Here is a 16,503-nt window from a genome sequence, read left to right as displayed (position 1 = left end):
CACTCGTCTCTCTTCTGACCCGGTGGACCACGCTATGAATGACGTGCTCGTCATGATCCTGGCAGGCGGCGAAGGCAAGCGCCTGCGACCGCTGACTCTCGACCGCGCCAAACCGGCGGTGCCCTTCGGTGGGCGCTACCGCATCATCGACTTGGTGCTCTCGAACTTCGTCAACAGCGGCTTCTACAAGATCAAAGTTCTCACCCAGTACAAAAGCGACTCGCTGATCAACCACATCAGCCGCGGCTGGCATCTGGCGCAATTCATCGACCACTACATCGACGCGGTGCCCGCCCAGCAGCGCCGCGGCCCGCAGTGGTTCCAGGGCAGCGCCGACGCCATCTATCAGAACCTCAACCTCATCTACGATGAGGAGCCCAACGATGTCTGCGTGTTCGGCGGCGACAACATCTACAAGATGGATGTTCGTCAGATGCTCGACTTCCACCGCAAGAAAGACGCCGATCTGACCGTGGCCGCCATCCCGGTGCCCGTGGAGCAGGGCCGCGCCTTTGGCATCCTGGAGATCGACCGCGACCACCGCATCATCGGCTTTGCCGAAAAACCCGAAGAGCCCCGCGAGATCCCCGGCCGCCCCGGCTGGTGTCTGGCCTCGATGGGCAACTACATCTTCAAAACCCCCAGCCTGGTCGAAGAGATCATCCGTGACGCCCACGATGAGGGCAGCGCGCATGATTTTGGCAAAAACATCATCACCAACATGGTGCGCTCCGGCCACCAGGCCACCTTCGTCTACGACTTCTCCACCAACGATGTCCCCGGCCAATCCGAGCGCGAGCGCAGCTACTGGCGAGACGTGGGCACCATCGATGCGTACTGGGAGTCGTCGATGGATCTGATCAGCGTGGCCCCGGAGTTCGACCTCTACAACCGGCGCTGGCCCATTCGCACGTACTACCAGCACTACCCGCCGGCGAAATTCGTGCACGACGACCCGGCCACAAACCGCGTCGGCCAGGCCATCAACTCCATTGTCGCCGAGGGCTGCATCGTCTCCGGGGGCACCATCCGCAACTCGGTGCTCTTTCAGCGTGTGCGCGTCAACTCCTACTCCAGCATCGAAGACTCGGTGCTCTTTGAGCAGGTCGAGGTGGGCCGCCGCGCGCGCATCCGCAAGGCGATCATTGAGAAAGGCGTGGTGATCCCGCCGGATACCGTGATCGGCTTTGACGAGGAGCAAGACCGCGCCCGCTTCCCGATCAGCGACAGGGGTGTCGTGGTGGTGCCCAAGGGCTATGAGTTCGAGGCATGAGCAGCCCGGCGCTCGATGTGCTCTTTATCTGGCATATGCACCAGCCCTACTACGGGGTGGGCGATGAGGGGGATTTTGAGCTCCCCTGGGTGCGCCTGCACGCGCTCAAGTCCTACTTCGACATGGCCTGGCTGATGGCCGAAAACCCGCAGATGCGCGCGACCTTTAACTTCTCCGGGAGCCTGCTTCTGCAACTTCAGGAGTGGGTGGAGGGCGGCCGCCGCGACCGCTGGTGGCACCTCTCACGAGCCTCTCTGGAGGAGCTCAGCGCGAGCGACCGGCTCGCGATCGTGCATCATTTCTTCAGCCTCAATCACCCCCACGGGGTGCGCAGCCTCCCGCGCTACGCCGAACTCCTCGACGCGCGACAGGAGCGCGGCGAGGAGGTCTGTGCCCGGGAGTGGGGTCCGGGTGAGTTTGGCGACCTGCAGATGCTCTTCAACCTGGCCTGGTGCGGCTTTGCCGCGCAGGAGGAGTACCCGCAGCTGCGCGCCTGGCGCGACCAGGGCCGCGACTTCAGCCGGGAAGATCGCCAGGCGCTTCTCGATCTTCACCTCGAGATTATGGCGCGGGTGCTACCCCTCTACCGCGACCTCTGGGAGCGCGGCCAGATCGAGGTGAGCCTCACACCGATGTTCCACCCGATTGTGCCCCTGCTCATCGACACCGACGCCGCGCTGCGCGCCACCCCCGATCGCCCCACCCCGCCCCGGCTGCAGGCCCCCGATGACGCGCGTCGCCACATCCAGGAGGCCCTGGCGTACGCCGAGGCGATCTTCGGACGACGCCCGAGCGGCATGTGGCCCTCCGAGGGCTCGGTCTCCCCGGAGGCCGTCGCGCTCTTTGAAGAAGCGGGCGTGCGCTGGATCGCAAGCGATGAAGCGATCCTCAACGGGTCGTGTGACTTTGAGCGCGACCGCGACCTCTGGCGCTCCTGGCGGCTGAACCAGGCTCCTAATGTCGCCCTCTTCTTTCGCGATCACGGCCTGAGCGACCGCCTGGGCTTCTCCTACGCCCATATGAGCGCCGACGACGCCGCCAACGATCTTATCGGCGCGCTCGAAGGCATTGCCCGCGCCGCCCACCGTGATGAGAACCCTCGCCCCATGGCCGCGATCATCCTCGACGGCGAAAACCCCTGGGAGCATTACCCCGACGATGGCCGCCCCTTTCTGCAGGCCCTCTACGATCGCCTGCGCGAGCACGCCTTCTTGACGCCCTCCACCCCCGACGACCACCTCCGCCAGGGCGCTCGTTCGGGGCAGCTTGAGCGCCTCCACTCCGGCTCCTGGATCCTGGGCAACTACCAGATCTGGATCGGCCACCCCGAGACCAACCTCGCCTGGGAGCTTCTGGGCAACGCCACGCGCTGGTTCGAGGGCCAACCCCAACCCGACGCGGAAGATGCACAGGCGCTTAAGTCCTGGCGGCGCGCCCACCAGGCGCTGATGATGGCCCAGGGCTCCGACTGGTTCTGGTGGTACGGCGACGATTTCAGCTCGGAGCAGGACGCGCTCTTCGACAGCATCTTTCGCGCGCTCCTGCGCCACGTCTACACCTTGCTGGGCGAGGAACCTCCCTCGCGCCTGCATCACCCCTTAAACGAGGGTGAGGGCGGCAAGGCCGCCGTCGCCGCACACCGCGCCCCGACCCACCCCATTCACCCGCGCATCGACGGGCGGCGCGGTGGCTTTTTTGACTGGGAGGGCGCCGGCTCTTATCTGCCCCGCAGCGGCTACGGCGCGATGTTTGAGACCACGCGCTACGTCGACCAGATCCTCTACGGCCTCAACGCCGAGCAGATCTTTGTGCGCGTCGACCCGGGCCCCGACCTCCGAGATCACCTGCACCTCGAGCTCCGCCTGACCTGCGGTCAGACCACATCGACCATCGCGCTGCACCCCGACTTTCACGGCCAGCCTCGGGCGCAAAGCCCCCTCGCCACGACCCCGCTCACCGACTGGGCCTATGCTCAGTGCTGGGAGCTCGCGCTTTCTCGCAAAGCCCTGAACTGCTCTGCTGCGCAAAAGATCGACCTGCGCATCGCGGTCTTCGACGGCTCGCACGAACTTCGCCTCATTCCCGCCGAGCATCCCCTCAAGATGGATCTCTCTGCCTCGCCAGACGACTGGTTCGTCTAGCCGATCTCCCAGGTGCCGTAAGGCGGCAACTCCCGCATCGACTCGCGGATGTAGGGCACATCGGCCTCCAGCTCCTCGCGCGCGCCTTCGATGATGCGCTTGAGCTTGGAGTAGCTGTTGACGATGATCTGCAGCGGGCTCGGCGGGGTGCGAAAGGTCTTATGAAACGAGGCGTAGGGCATATTTGCCACCACCGCCGGCCGCGCGATCTGCTGGATGGGAATCCAGATCAGATTTCGCCCCGTAGAGAGGGGCGCAAACGCATCAAACGAGAGGATCTGCGCGTTGCGCGAGCCCACCGAGCCCCGCTGCACCGACTCCCAGGCCACCTTCGAGGGCACGTTGTTGACCACCCCGCCGTCGCAGAGGCGCAAGAGCTGATGGCGCGCAAACACGCTCTCCAGCGGCCCGATCGTCTCCGGGTCGTCATGGAAGACGTCAAAATGCAAGAGCCCGGGCACCGAGCAGCTAAAGCCCGCGGCCTCAATCACCGGAAAATGCTCCGTGCCCGGCTCCGACCCGAAGACCACCTGGGTGAGCAGGCGCGGGTTTTTGGAGAGCTGGCGCACCGCGCCAAAAAAGAGCTTGAGCTTGCGCCGCAGCGCCAGCGGCGTCATGCCCTCCTCGCCAGACTGCTCGTACTCGCGGTCATCGAAGTGAAAGCCTTTGCGAACCCCGGTGGCCACGATCTCCAGCTTGATGGGAAGATCGTCAAAACGCGGCATCCCGCTCCCCAGCAGCTCCTGAAACATCTCGCGCGCAAGGCGCATGATGTTGAGGTGAAACGCCCCCGGAAACCCAAAGCGCGAGTACCCGGTGAAGGGCCGAAAGAGCGTGTTGTAGTCGAGGTTTTTGGGCATCGCCAGGGCGACCGAGACCGGGTCGTAGCTGCGGTCAATCGCCCGCACAAGCCCCAGCAGGCTACCCATGGAACTTCCCACAATAAGCTCCGGGGTGATGCCCAGCTCCTTGAGCATCGCAAACGTGCCCAGGTGCACAAGCCCCGCACCGCCCCCGCCGCCGAGCACCAGCACCAGGCGCTTCTGGCGCAGCTCCGCGTCCAGGTGTTCCGCCCCGAACGTGCTCGAATGACGTGTCAAAAGCTGCGAGCGGGTCTGGTCGACGCGCATCGCCACCACCGGGGCTATCTCGCGCAGGGCATCCACCCGCACCTCGCCAGTCTCCGGCAAGAGCGGCACGAGCGACTCCACCATCCAGCGGCGCAGCGCGTCGACGTCTTCGCTCAGCGAGATGTCATTGCCCACCGGGGTGCGAAAGAGGTTCATCTGCCCGAGCGCCGCCGCATAGCGAAAGAGCGCCTGATGGCGCACGTGCAGGACGTTGGGTTGATCGACGATCAGCCTGATAAAGCGCTGCTCAAAATCCTTGAGCTCGCGAACCCGCACAAAATGTCGACCGTATCGACTCAAACGCCACTCGCTCTCGCATGGTGCTCGCTGGTACCTCAATGACCAACGCCGGCGCAGGAGCGCCGGCGCAGATTATCGGCGCTCGGGCCGATCCTGGCAAAGAGATTTTCACCACAACGCGAAGGCCCGCTCCTGGAGCGGGCCTTCGCCTCTTTTTACTTAGCTTTTCAGGAAGGAGAAGAGCCCTTTCTTGGGCTGCTCCGCACCCTCGCCGCCCTCGCCATCGGCGTGCGGGGGCTTGAGCTCGGCAACCTTCGTCGCGAGTTCCACAAAGGCCTCGGTCACCGGGCTATCCGGCTGCCCCACCACGACCGGGCGCCCGGCGTCACCGCCTTCGCGCACCGTCAGGTCGAGCGGGATCTCGCCGAGCACCGGCGTCTCCAGACGCTCGGCCTCTTTGGCCACCTCGGCGGGATTGCCGAAGATGAAGAACTCCTCTTTGGTCGAGGGCACGATGAACTTCGACATGTTGGTCACGATGCCCATCACCTCCACATTGAGGGTCTTGAACATCTGCAGCCCGCGCGCCGCATCGATCAGCGAGAGGTCCGACGGGGTGGTCACGATCACCGCGCCATCGACCGGCACCGTCTGCGCAAGCGCCAGCTGCGCATCACCGGTTCCCGGCGGCATGTCGACGATCAGGTAATCGAGCCCGCTCCAGTCCACGTCGCGCAAGAACTGGCGGATGATTCCCGTGACAATCGGCCCGCGCCAGATCACCGGAGTATCTTCATCCATCAAAAAGCCCAGGCTCATCACGCGCAGCCCGTCGGCCTCCATCGGGAGGATGCGGCGGTTGCTCACCGCCGGGCGCCCGGAGATGCCCAGCAACGTAGGCAGCGAGGGACCGTAGATATCCACGTCGAGAAGACCCACGCGGTGGCCGATCTTCTGCAGCGCCAGCGCCAGGTTCACCGCGACGGTGGACTTGCCCACGCCGCCCTTACCGGAGGCCACGGCGATGACCTTGCCCACGCCTTCGATCGGCGCCGAAGGCGCAGCCTGGGGCTGGGCGGCCGGCGAAGCCTTGCCGGCGGCAGGACGCGCCGCGGGTGCTGCCGCCGGCTGGGCGGACGGGGCCGGGGCCGGCTCGCCATTCTGCTCGCGCTCCAGCGCCTGCGGGGTCATCGTCTTGACCTTAACCTCGAGCACGCCGTCAATCGCCTCGACCTTATCGTAGACCGCATCCTCAATCGTGAAACGCTCCTCACGTGCGCGCCCCTTGGGCATCACCAGCGTGATGTCGGCCACGCCCGCTTTCACCTCGACCTGCTCAACCAGGTGGGTATCCACGATGTTCTTGCCGCCCTGGCCCGGATCTTCGACGCCTTCAAGCGCTGCGATCACTTCACCTTTGATCGAAAAATCGTCTTTCATGCATGCCTCGGAAAAGGTTGGAATCTGGCCGCCGCTGGCGCGCGCCCTTGCGCGGCACCGCGGTCGCTGGCCGGAAGCCCCTGGAAAAGAGCTCCGCAAGCGGGGCGGACCTAAGCACCCCGGCGACCGATTCAATACTTCGAAGTTATAGGGGGATAACGCGCCCTCAGGCGCTCTGATCGGGATGGTTCGGGCAGGCCGGGATCTGGCACTCGGCGTAGAGCTCGATCTTCTTTCGCCGCACCTGGTACTGCATCTTCTCGGCGATGGCCTGGATGCGCTCGTTGAGCCCGTCGTCGTTGAATTCGATGATCTTGCGGCAGTCCACGCAGATGAGGTGGTCGTGCTGCGGATCCTGATTGTGGATCGGATCGTAGCGCGTCTGCCCGTCGCCAAAATCCTTGGGCAGCGCAAAGCCCTGCTCCACCAGCAACTTCAACGTGCGGTAGACCGTCGCATAGCCTATGCGCGGCTGATGCTCACGCACGTCCTCCAGAAGCTCGTCCGCGCTGATATGTTTGTCGAGCCAGAAGAAGCGCTCGACGATCACGTCACGCTGCTTGGTCGACTTGAGCCCGGCCTCCTGAAGGCGCTCGGAGAATGCCTCCATCGCCTCGGCCACGCGGGCCTCTCGCTCCTCTAACGACTGCTCAGCCACGATACTTTGCCTGGGGTAGATGATGAACGGACCACGGCTCGCACCTTAAGGTGTGCAAAGCCGATGGCGGACCGGGAATGGATGCCCGCGCCCGATTTCTGAATCGGAGTCTTGATTTAGCGCCCGCAACTGCGGGAGAAGCGCGCTCCGCCTGCGCAATCTACGCAAACGCTCGCCCGGTGACAACACCCATCCCCGGCCGGCCATTTCGGCCTGCTCCAGACTCAGACCCTCGACACCTCGCCACACCCGCGTTACATCGACGGGAGTGGCGCTTCGCCAGATCCCTTCAACACCACTCAGGAGTGTGCGCATGTCTCTCTCGGCCATCTGTGTCTATTGCGGTTCAAGCCCCGGCACCAACCCCCGCTTCCTGAAAGGGGCCCGGGCCATGGGGGAGGCAATGGCCGCGCGGGGCAGCGCGCTGGTCTATGGCGGCTCCCGCTTTGGAATGATGGGCGCCGTCGCCGACGCAGTACTCGACGCCGGTGGCCAGGCCATCGGCATCCTGCCCCGCGGACTTGCCACCAAAGAGGCGGGTCACCCCGGCCTCAATGAGTTGCATATGGTGGGGAGCATGCACGAGCGAAAGGCGATGATGATCGAGAAAAGCCAGGCCTTCATCGCCATGCCCGGCGGCATGGGCACGCTGGAAGAGCTCTGCGAGGTGATCACCTGGTCGCAGCTGGGCATCCACCGCCGCCCCATCGGGCTGCTCAACCTTGAGGGGTATTTTGATCCCTTCCTCACCTTCCTTAAACACGCGGTAGAGAGCGGCTTTCTCAAAGCCGAACATCTCGACCTGCTGCTTGTCGACGCCGACCCGAACGCCCTGCTCGATAAGATGGAGGCCTTCGAGTGGCCGCTGACTCAAATCTGGATGGACCGCACCGAGATCTAAGCAGCGCACGGCAACGCACGCATCTTCGGGGGGAAAGTTGAACCCGGCGAAATGAGACTCAGGTCACGCCAACGCTGTACACCACCGCCGCCACGATGCCGTAGATGATGTGCAGGATGATCAGGAAAACGGGCATCCCCACCCCGATATTACGACCGAAAAAGCCCGGCGCGCTCAGCACCTCACCACTCCCCATGCGTGGATGCACCGCCGGCAAAAGTCCCAGTCCGGCGCCGACGACCACTCCGTGCAGCGCGCCAAAGAACGCTCCCCAGGCTGCTGCCGCGCCTAACACCCCGACCGCCCCCACCGCCGAAAGCAACACCGCATAGAGCACACCGAAGATCGCCCCCATGATCAGGTGCACTGTGATCCCGATCAGATAGACAACGTAGTGGTCGCGATCGGGCAAAAAGAGCAAACCAATCGCCCGCACCATATCGGTCGATAGCCCCATCACTCGCCCGGCGACCATCGCCATCGTCATCAGCGCCACACCCACCACCCCGGCGAGCACCGCCTGCGTCCAGATTATCTCCATACTCGCTCCTGGCCATGACCCTGTGGTGGGCATCTGTTTATTGGGCTTTTTCTGAAGGTAACCACCCCGCTTCGTCCTTCAATTTAGCGCCCCAGCGGCTACCTTGACCCCCTTATAGGTGCGTGCTAGCGTCCGCCCCCCTTGGCTGTGGAATTTTTCCCTGTTCGGCTTGATAGGCTTCCCATGAAATGCTCGCGATCGCTCTCTGGTGCATGTTTGATTCTGGCTCTGGCCCTGCCCTCCTCTCTGGTCGCCCAGGAAGACGCCGCAGGTGAGCCCCCGGCGCCCTCCCAGGCTCCCGCCGCCGACGACACTCCGTCGGACGAGGAGGTCGACGCTGCCGAAGATGCCTCCGAGGAAGAGACGCCGAGCGAAGAGACGCCGAACGAGGAGGCCGACGCCGCCGAAGATGCGGAGCCGATTTCTGCCGAAGAAGCCGAGGAGGCCCCGGCCGATGAGACGCCGGTCCTGGTGGAGCAACCCGCCGACGCGCCCTCCGACGATGATCAGGGCGACGACTGGCCTGAGGACGACTTCTCCGACTTCGACGAGATCGCCGAAGACATCGAGTTTGTGCCGGCCGAGGCCATCGACGACGCCATGCTCGACCGCCTCACTCCCCTGGCGAGCTTCCCCTATGTGGAGGTCTCCGGCCACTTGCGCACCCGCAGCCGCGCCCGCTTCGGATTTGACCTGGGCACCGGTGGCACCTCCGCAGTGCTCCCGCCGCTGGAGACGGTCAGCCCCGCGGACGCGCCGGCCAACCCGGAAGCGAGCAACCTCTGGACGACCGACCTGCGCCTGCGCCTGGCGCCGACCTTCCACATCTCCGAGACGCTGCGGGTACACACCGAGGCCGATCTTCTCGACAACATCGCGCTGGGCGCCGATCCGCGCCACAGCTACTTCGTCGAGGGCATGCCCGGCGCCGATTCCCGCGTGCTCGGCGGCTACAGCGGCGCCTCCTCACTTCTGCGCGTGCGCCAGGCCTACGGGGAAGTCGACGCCTTCTTCGGCACCCTCTCGGCCGGCCGCATGCTCAATGACTGGGGTCTGGGCATCTTCGCCAACGGTGGAGACTGCGACGATTGCGACTTCGGTGACGTTGTCGACCGCGTCTCGCTGCGCACCAGCCTCTGGAACTTCAACGTGCTCGCCGCCTACGACTTCGCCGGCGCCGGCCTCACCAGCGACTCGCTGGGCTTTGATCACGGCACCCCCTACGAGATCAGCCGCCTCGACGGCACCCACCAGTGGACCGCTCAGGTCTGGCGCGCACCGATCAGCCGCGCCGATCGTGAGCGCCAGGCCCACGCCCTCTACACCACGCGTCGCCCCGTCTTTAACGGCGGTCTCTACGTCAGCGGTCGCCACAAGCAGGCCCAGGCCAACATCGATGAAAACGGCCTCAACACCGTCGCTCCCCCGGAGCTGACCTACCGCGGGCTGGACATCTACTCGGCCGACCTCTGGGGCCAGATGCTCTGGGAGCCTGCCGACGATCGGCGCATCCGGGTGGAGCTCGAAGCGCTGGGCATCTTCGGCAGCGTCGACAACACCACCGCGGCCGCCGTCGGCTTCGACCCCGACCGGACCGGCAGCGTCAACTGCTTCGATGAAGGCGCCCGTGAGAACAACCCGGCGGCCTGCTCCACCGACGCCGAGGGCAACACCACCTCCAAATCCGTCACGCAGTTCGGGCTGGCGCTGGAGTCGGAGTTCTACTTCGGCGGCCCGGTCACCTTCGGTCTTAACGCCGGGATGGCCACCGGTGGCGACAGCCCCAACTGGGGCTACGGCGAAGACGCCGCCGCCCAGCTCGACTTTATGCGCTTTAGCCCCGACTACCACCTCGACCTGATCCTCTTCCGCGAGGTCATCGGCACGGTCACCAACGCCACCTACGCCAACCCCTACGTGATGGCGACCTTCCTGGACAGCGGGCTGCAGCGCATGGAGTTTCAGCTCGACGCCATCGCCTCGCGCGCGCTTAACGCTGCCGGTACCCCCTCCGGCGAGCCGTGGCTGGGGCTGGAGTTCGACGCCTCGCTGCGCTACCTGGCCACGGACACCTTCCTGGCCGCCATCGACGCCGGCGTGCTCTTCCCCTTCGCCGGCCTGGCCGCCGAGGTCGACCGCCCGCGCTTTAATCACTACGGCGACCTGGGCCCCTTCGGCGAAGCGGTCGATCCGGGCCTCGCCTGGACGCTTCAGGGCCGCCTGATGTGGAAGTTTTAATCCCGAAGCCCCCTCGCCGCGACGCGCCCTTTAAGGCGCGTCGCGCTGCGTTTGGCGCACGTGCAAAGGTGCGCCTGGCGGCGCTCGTCGTCGCCCTGGTCGCCGTGAGCGCAACAGTGTGGGGATGCGCCGCGCTGCGCGCGCCGGTCGCCCCCCCGCCGACGGAGACCGTCACGCTGAGCGTGGAGCGCGTCACCGAACAGGGGCTTTTTCTGCGCATCGTCCCGGCGCAAACACCCGCGCCCGGTGCGCTTCGTCTGGAGCGCGTCTGTGGCGAGTCGCCCGCGACGCCACTCTACGAACTTACGCTCAACGCGACGCAGCGCGACGCCTGGGAGCGCGGCGCGCTGGAGCTGCGCGATCCTCGCGGGATCGGCTGCCCCGATCTGCGCTACACCCTGGCGGTGGCGCCCGGCAGCGAGGGCCCCTGGGAGCTCGCCACAGGCCTTGAGACGAGCTCCAGGGAGCTGCCGCCCCCACCTGCCAACCTGCAGGCAGAAGCCACACCTGCGGGCGTAAGGCTGCGCTGGGAGCCATCTGGAGGGTGGGGCGTGCGCCTGATGCGCCGGAATCTGGCCTCAAACGCCCCGGAATCCCCCGCATCCTGGGAGCCCCTGGCGGCCATCGAGCCCCCCACCGGCGGCACCTACCTCGACCGCAACGCTCGCCCTGGCGAGGCCTACGCCTATATCGCGCAGCACGTCGATGCGGCCCGGCCCGCCCCCCACCTCGGAGCCTTCGGCTCACCGGTGTACGTGGCGCTTCCCCCGGCGCCCTGAATCGCCCCCCTGAAACAGCGCCCTGAGCCGGCCGGCTTGGCACCCGGCCCCGCCGCACCTATACTTGCGCGCAGTCACTCTACGACATCTCCCCGGGCCCGCTTCTTCGCCACCTCCGCCCGATGCCCCTTCGATCTGTGCCCCCCGGCCTCCAGATGACGCGCTTTCGAGAACGCTACGAAGAGATCTACACCCTGCTCACCCGCACCGAGTTGCAGCAGGGCTCGGCCGGTCTCGATGAGCTCAGCGCCCTGCCCGACCTCTTCGGCCAGGACGATGAGCTCTGGCTGGGCTTCTACACCGAGGACGGCCTGCGCATCGCGCTGGAGAAGTACGGATTTATGCGTGATCTCGAGCGCATCGGCTTTCGCGACCGTCGCCTGGAGCTGCGCACCGACGACCCCGACGAACACATGTTGCGCATCTGGAGCAAGCAGCCCCCCTGCGACGCCCCGCTGGTCGAGCTTGTGGTGCGCCGCGACTTTTTGCAGGCCCCGGGCCTGGGCGACCAGCCCACCACCCACGTGCCCGTGCTCAACATCGAGTGGCTGCTTCTGCAACACCCCGGCGCCGGCTTCAGCCCCGAACGCCCTCCCCTTCCCGGCCAGCGCTACCCGGGGCTGGGCGTCGGCCCCCAGGTTCTGGAGCTTCTTCGAAACGTCTGCCAGCGCCTGGAGCTGGCCGCGCTCGTCACCGTCCCCTCTTACTTTCATAACGCGATCTTCTACAGCGAGGAGTTTCGCCACTTCGACCCCTACTGGCAGGGGGCTTTTCTGGCGCTCTGCCGCGATGTGATGCCCCAGGCCGCAGGCTCGGTAGCGGCCTCCTCCTGGGGGCTCTACTGGGAGATGGTCGAGAATAAAAACGCCCCCACCAAAGAGCCCTTTGACTGGTTTCAGCAGCTGATGGTCTACCCCATCTCCGAGCGTCTGCGCGCCTACTTCGAGACCCGCGACTACCAGCGCGAGGTCCAGCAGGGCTTAAGCGATCACGACTTTTTGCTGCACACCGAGCCCTTAAAACAAACGCTCGCTGCCCGGGGGATCTCTCCCCTGAACAACGAGCGTATCGACGCCTGGATCGACGACGTCTGAGCGTTCTTTAGCCCGGCGCTCTCTGAGGGCGCCGGGTCGTTCGCTAGCTTAAAGTGGCGAGATAAAGGCCGAGTAGGCCGCCTTCATGCCCAGGTAGATGAGGATCGTGGAGCCACCGGCCACCGGCAGGGTGTAGACCCACGACTTCACGATATTCCAGATGATGCCCAGGTTAAGCGCCGTCATCCCGCGCGCAAAACCCACGCCGATCACCGCGCCCACAACCGTGTGCGTGGTGGAAATCGGCAGGCCCAGCCAGCTTCCCATCAGGATCGTGGAGGCCGCACCGAACTCCGCGGCAAACCCGCGCGAGGGCGTGATCTCGGTGATCTTGGTACCGATGGTCTCAATGACCTTGTAGCCGTAAGTCGCAAGACCGATCACAATCCCCAGCCCGCCCAGCAAGAGCACCCAGGTCGGCACGGGAACCTTCGCGGTGATCGCGCCCTCATTGAAGGTGCCCACAATCGCCGCCAGCGGACCGATGGAGTTGGCCACATCGTTGGAGCCGTGCGCAAAGGCCACAAAACAGGCCGTGGCAATCTGCAGGTAGCGAAACACCTTCTCAACCCGCGCCACGTGCAGGTCGCGATCATCGCCGGAAGGCTCCTCGATCTTGCGCACAAAGAGCCAGCTCACCAGCGAGCCCACCACACCGACCAGCGCTGAGAGCATCCAGATCTCGGCGACGCCAATGCCGTACGACTCCAGGTCAACGCCGGGCATGCCCTTCACAAAGATCACAAGCCCCAGCACCAGAAACACCGGGAAGACCAGCACCGGGCTCCAGCGCTTGACCGCCGCCACCGGGTTATCCGCATCGAAGATCATCTTTCGCACAAGCGAGAAGACCAAAAACGCCAGAATCCCGCCCGTCAGCGGGCTCACAGCCCAGCTGCTCACGATCTTGGCAAGCGTGCCCCACTGAATGTACGCAGGCCCCACCGACACCAGGCCAAAGCCGGTAATGGCACCCACGATCGAGTGCGTGGTGGAGACCGGCCAGCCCAGCATCGCCGCCAGGTGCAACCAGACCGCCGCCGAGATCAGCGCAGCGAGCATCCCCAGCATAAAGAGCGTCGAGCCCTCCGGCGTGCCCACCACCGCCGCGTCGTTGAAAAGAAGAGGATCGATGATGCCGCGGCGCATCGTGTCAGTGACCGACGCACCGGCGATAAACGCGCCTGAAAACTCGAAGATCGCGGCGATGATCACCGCCTCTTTAAACGAGATGGCCTTCGAGCCGACGCTGGTGCCCATGGCGTTGGCCGCGTCGTTGGCGCCGATGCTCCACGCCATATAAAAGCCAAACGCAATGGCCACCCAGAGGATCAGTTCCACACCCATGGAGTTACGCTCCTGGTACTACGGTTCGCTGATCACTGCCCGGCCCACCTCACAAGGTCGGGCCGGGGCAGCGGGCTGCGCGCCGAAGTCCGGAGCGCAGCGGGTTGATTGCTCAGAACTTATTTGGACATGAACAGGCGCAGGCGGTTGCCCATCTTCTCGGCCGCGTTGGCCATGTCGCCCACCTTGTTAAAGATCTTGTTCCAGATCAGCAGGCTTCCGGGCTTGATGTCGTCTTCCATCCCGAAGAGCAGCCGCGCCAGGGAGTCCTGCACCAGGTCGGCCTCGTGCTCCAGGCGGTTGAGCTCATCGATCATCAAGAGCACCCGCTCGGCCTCAGGGCCGGTGAAGCTGACATCGGCCAGAACTTCGAGCGCGTCGACGATCTCCACGGCCTTATCCACCGTGGTCATCACCCGACGAAGCAACTTTTTGAGCTGCGGTACCAGCTCGGGATGCGGCTCCATCTTGCGCAGCGTAAAGAGAATGCCCACATCCTCGGCGTTGTCGGCGATCGCATCGAGCGAGGCCAGCACGTCGAGCAGGTCGCGGCGGTCCACCGACATGAAGATCGTCTTGGGCAGGCTGTCGCGGATGCGCGTTTTGACCACATCCACCTCGTGCTCAAGGTGGCTGATGTTCTCCGCGATCGCCTTGACCTTGTCCTGGTCGCCCTCAAAGACCGCGTCAAAGAGAACGGGCACCTCATCGGCGCACTCCTTGACCTTGTGGGCCATCTCTCGGATATACGGGAAGGGACTTTTGGCGAAGAGACCGAAGATTGAACGGACCATCATGGACTACCTGTGGTGGAAAGGGTTCACCGGCAAAAAACGCTTACGGGCGTTTCACTTGGCGATTCTCACATCAAACTTCTTTTCGCCCCGGGGCGATGCGGCGAAGCATAGAGTGTCGCTATGGACTGTCAACAAGCTCGTGGATGGATCATGACTCGAAGGATGGATTGTTTCAGCAGCGTCACAATTGCGCTGCTTCTCTGCGGGCTGAGCCTGCCGGCAATGGCGCAGGAAAGCGCGCCGACCGCTGATGCGCCCGCCCCCCCCGACTACAGTCAACATCGGGTGCGCTCCTCGGCCGGGCTGGTCGCTGCCGATCACCAGCTGGCCTCGGAGGCCGGCGCCGCCATGCTCGCCGCCGGTGGCAACGCCGCCGACGCCGGCGCCGCCGCCATGCTCGCTGTCGGGCTGACCAACCCCTTTGCCTCCGGTCTTGGCGGAGGCGGATTCTGCCTCTACCGCGAGGTCGACACCGGCGAGACGACCGTCATCGACTACCGCGAGCGCGCACCGGGAGCCGCCCATCGCGACATGTACCTGGTCGATGGCGAGCCCGATCCGCAGCTCGCCCGCCACGGTGGCCTGGCCGTCGGCGTGCCGGGCGAAGCCGCCGGTATCTGGTCGCTGCACGGCCGCTTCGGTGAGCTGGAGTGGGAGCGCATCGTCGAGCCCGCGCTCAACCTCGCCAGTGAAGGCTACCCGGTGGGTGCCACCCTGGCGCGCCACCTTCAGACCCTGGCCCCCACGCTTGAAGAGTGGCCGGAGCTCAAAGCGGTCTTCACCCGCGAGGACGGCAACCTCGTCGAAGAGGGCGACATCCTGGTGCGCGAAGACCTGGCCCGTGCACTCCAGCTTCTCCGCGATGAGGGCGTGCAACCCTTTTATACTGGCGAGATCGCCGAGGCGACGGTTGAAGCAGTGCAAGAGGCCGGCGGCATCCTCACCCTCGAAGACCTCAAGCGCTACCAGGTCGCCATCCGCCAGCCCGTGACCGGCACCTACAACGACTTCGAGATCATCTCGATGCCGCCCCCGTCCTCGGGCGGCGTCGCACTGATCGAGGCTTTTAATATCCTGGAAGGCTTTGAGCTCGAGTCGCAGGCCTGGGACGCCCCGGCCATTCACCTGATCGTCGAAGCCCTCAAGCATGCCTTCGCCGACCGCGCCGCCCACCTGGGCGACAGCGATTTTGTCGACGTCCCCGTCGACCGCCTCATCTCCAAGGATTACGCCGCCCAGCTCCGAGAGACCATTGAGCTCAACAGCACAAAACCCATCGACGCCTACGGATCGACCGCCCCCTCCGACGATCCTCCCGGCACCTCCCACTTAAGCGTCGTCGATGCGGCCGGCAACATGCTCGCCTGCACCACCACCATTAACACTCGCTTCGGCTCACTGGTCTACGATCCGAACTTCGGGCTTATCTTCAACAACGAGATGGCCGACTTTAACACCGCCCCCGGACAGCCCAACCTCTACGGTCTGATGGGCAACGAGCAAAACGCCGTCGCCCCTGACAAGCGCCCCTTAAGCTCGATGAGCCCCACGCTCGTGCTCAAAAATGGCGAGCCCTTCATGAGCCTGGGCGGCAGCGGCGGCCCCACCATCATCACCGGCACCTACTTCACCATGGTCGCCACCATGATCTTTGGCCGCGATCTTCTCGACGCGGTCAGCGGCCCGCGCATGCACCACCAGTGGTTGCCCGAGCAGCTCTTTGTGGAGTTCGACAACCTCCCCTTCGCCCCGGGTCTCGTCGAGCGCGGCCATCAGCTGCAGACCCGCCGCGCCTACAACGCGGTGCAGGCCATCATGCGTCAGCCCGACGGCAGCTGGACGGCGGTCAGCGATCCGCGCAAAGGCGGCATCCCCGCTGCTCCACAGACCACCACCGAACCCATTGAGCCCCAGGCGGAGTAAT

General features: G+C 65.0%; 13 protein-coding genes. 7 read left to right on the top strand and 6 right to left on the bottom strand.

All coding sequences use genetic code 11. The annotated features are described in order from the left end of the window. The first annotated feature begins 34 nt into the window (after positions 1-34). The gene (glgC, locus tag FRC98_RS04710) at positions 35-1,273 is read left to right on the top strand and encodes a glucose-1-phosphate adenylyltransferase (RefSeq protein ID WP_146980146.1); all 1,239 of its coding nucleotides are present in this window, start codon (positions 35-37) and stop codon (positions 1,271-1,273) included. Then, positions 1,270-3,414, top strand: a complete 2,145-nt coding sequence (locus tag FRC98_RS04705; RefSeq protein ID WP_146980145.1) for a glycoside hydrolase family 57 protein — start codon at positions 1,270-1,272, stop codon at positions 3,412-3,414. The genes glgC and FRC98_RS04705 overlap by 4 nt, the downstream gene beginning before the upstream one ends. Here the strand turns inward: FRC98_RS04705 and FRC98_RS04700 are convergent. From FRC98_RS04700 to FRC98_RS04690, 3 genes are all read right to left on the bottom strand, one after another. After that, positions 3,411-4,844, bottom strand: a complete 1,434-nt coding sequence (locus FRC98_RS04700) for a patatin-like phospholipase family protein (RefSeq protein WP_146980144.1) — start codon at positions 4,842-4,844, stop codon at positions 3,411-3,413. The two genes, FRC98_RS04705 and FRC98_RS04700, sit on opposite strands and share 4 nt — an antisense overlap. 159 nt (positions 4,845-5,003) lie before the next feature. Next, positions 5,004-6,224: an Mrp/NBP35 family ATP-binding protein gene (locus tag FRC98_RS04695; protein ID WP_146980143.1), complete on the bottom strand. Its 1,221-nt coding sequence runs from the start codon at positions 6,222-6,224 to the stop codon at positions 5,004-5,006. 166 nt (positions 6,225-6,390) lie between these two features. Then, positions 6,391-6,882 (bottom strand): Fur family transcriptional regulator, encoded by a 492-nt coding sequence (locus FRC98_RS04690; protein ID WP_146980142.1) that lies wholly within the window; start codon positions 6,880-6,882, stop codon positions 6,391-6,393. A gap of 313 nt (positions 6,883-7,195) precedes the next feature. Between FRC98_RS04690 and FRC98_RS04685 the strand changes: the two genes are divergently transcribed. Continuing rightward, entirely contained in the window at positions 7,196-7,783 is a 588-nt protein-coding gene (locus FRC98_RS04685) for an LOG family protein (RefSeq protein WP_146980141.1), read from the top strand. Between the two features lie 58 nt (positions 7,784-7,841). Here FRC98_RS04685 and FRC98_RS04680 read toward each other — a convergent pair whose 3' ends face one another. Then, a complete protein-coding gene (locus tag FRC98_RS04680) occupies positions 7,842-8,324 on the bottom strand; it encodes a hypothetical protein (RefSeq protein ID WP_146980140.1) in 483 nt (160 codons plus the stop codon). Between the two features lie 216 nt (positions 8,325-8,540). Between FRC98_RS04680 and FRC98_RS04675 the strand changes: the two genes are divergently transcribed. The 3 genes from FRC98_RS04675 to FRC98_RS04665 all read left to right on the top strand — a co-directional run bounded on the left by FRC98_RS04675 (position 8,541) and on the right by FRC98_RS04665 (position 12,435). Next, positions 8,541-10,562: a hypothetical protein gene (locus FRC98_RS04675; protein WP_146980139.1), complete on the top strand. Its 2,022-nt coding sequence runs from the start codon at positions 8,541-8,543 to the stop codon at positions 10,560-10,562. Then, positions 10,550-11,341: a hypothetical protein gene (locus FRC98_RS04670; protein ID WP_146980138.1), complete on the top strand. Its 792-nt coding sequence runs from the start codon at positions 10,550-10,552 to the stop codon at positions 11,339-11,341. The genes FRC98_RS04675 and FRC98_RS04670 overlap by 13 nt, the downstream gene beginning before the upstream one ends. Positions 11,342-11,496: 155 nt before the next feature. Beyond that, entirely contained in the window at positions 11,497-12,435 is a 939-nt protein-coding gene (locus FRC98_RS04665) for a hypothetical protein (protein ID WP_146980137.1), read from the top strand. Between the two features lie 48 nt (positions 12,436-12,483). On the opposite strand, the gene FRC98_RS04660 is transcribed toward FRC98_RS04665, so the two are convergent. Both FRC98_RS04660 and FRC98_RS04655 read right to left on the bottom strand, forming a co-directional pair. Then, positions 12,484-13,782, bottom strand: a complete 1,299-nt coding sequence (locus FRC98_RS04660) for an inorganic phosphate transporter (RefSeq protein ID WP_146980136.1) — start codon at positions 13,780-13,782, stop codon at positions 12,484-12,486. 119 nt (positions 13,783-13,901) lie between these two features. Beyond that, positions 13,902-14,579: a TIGR00153 family protein gene (locus tag FRC98_RS04655; RefSeq protein WP_146980135.1), complete on the bottom strand. Its 678-nt coding sequence runs from the start codon at positions 14,577-14,579 to the stop codon at positions 13,902-13,904. A gap of 150 nt (positions 14,580-14,729) precedes the next feature. On the opposite strand from FRC98_RS04655, the gene ggt reads away from it, so the two are divergent. After that, on the top strand, positions 14,730-16,502 hold the full coding sequence (gene ggt / locus FRC98_RS04650; protein ID WP_230467270.1) for a gamma-glutamyltransferase: 1,773 nt from the start codon (positions 14,730-14,732) through the stop codon (positions 16,500-16,502). Position 16,503 lies beyond the last annotated feature (1 nt).

The organism is Lujinxingia vulgaris, from assembly GCF_007997015.1.
Classification (GTDB): Bacteria; Myxococcota_A; Bradymonadia; order Bradymonadales; family Bradymonadaceae; genus Lujinxingia; species Lujinxingia vulgaris.
The sequence above is the reverse complement of the archived record's forward strand: the minus strand, read 5'-3'. Positions and strand labels throughout refer to the sequence as shown.

What these genes read in the sequence shown, in the direction of transcription:
- FRC98_RS04665 (WP_146980137.1), top strand. Translation starts at nt 11,497, where the DNA reads ATGACGCGCTTTCGAGAACGCTACGAAGAGATCTACACCCTGCTCACC.
- FRC98_RS04685 (WP_146980141.1), top strand. Translation starts at nt 7,196, where the DNA reads ATGTCTCTCTCGGCCATCTGTGTCTATTGCGGTTCAAGCCCCGGCACC.
- FRC98_RS04705 (WP_146980145.1), top strand. Translation starts at nt 1,270, where the DNA reads ATGAGCAGCCCGGCGCTCGATGTGCTCTTTATCTGGCATATGCACCAG.
- FRC98_RS04655 (WP_146980135.1), bottom strand. Translation starts at nt 14,579, where the DNA reads ATGATGGTCCGTTCAATCTTCGGTCTCTTCGCCAAAAGTCCCTTCCCG.
- FRC98_RS04695 (WP_146980143.1), bottom strand. Translation starts at nt 6,224, where the DNA reads ATGAAAGACGATTTTTCGATCAAAGGTGAAGTGATCGCAGCGCTTGAA.
- FRC98_RS04660 (WP_146980136.1), bottom strand. Translation starts at nt 13,782, where the DNA reads ATGGGTGTGGAACTGATCCTCTGGGTGGCCATTGCGTTTGGCTTTTAT.
- FRC98_RS04680 (WP_146980140.1), bottom strand. Translation starts at nt 8,324, where the DNA reads ATGGAGATAATCTGGACGCAGGCGGTGCTCGCCGGGGTGGTGGGTGTG.
- glgC (WP_146980146.1), top strand. Translation starts at nt 35, where the DNA reads ATGAATGACGTGCTCGTCATGATCCTGGCAGGCGGCGAAGGCAAGCGC.
- ggt (WP_230467270.1), top strand. Translation starts at nt 14,730, where the DNA reads ATGACTCGAAGGATGGATTGTTTCAGCAGCGTCACAATTGCGCTGCTT.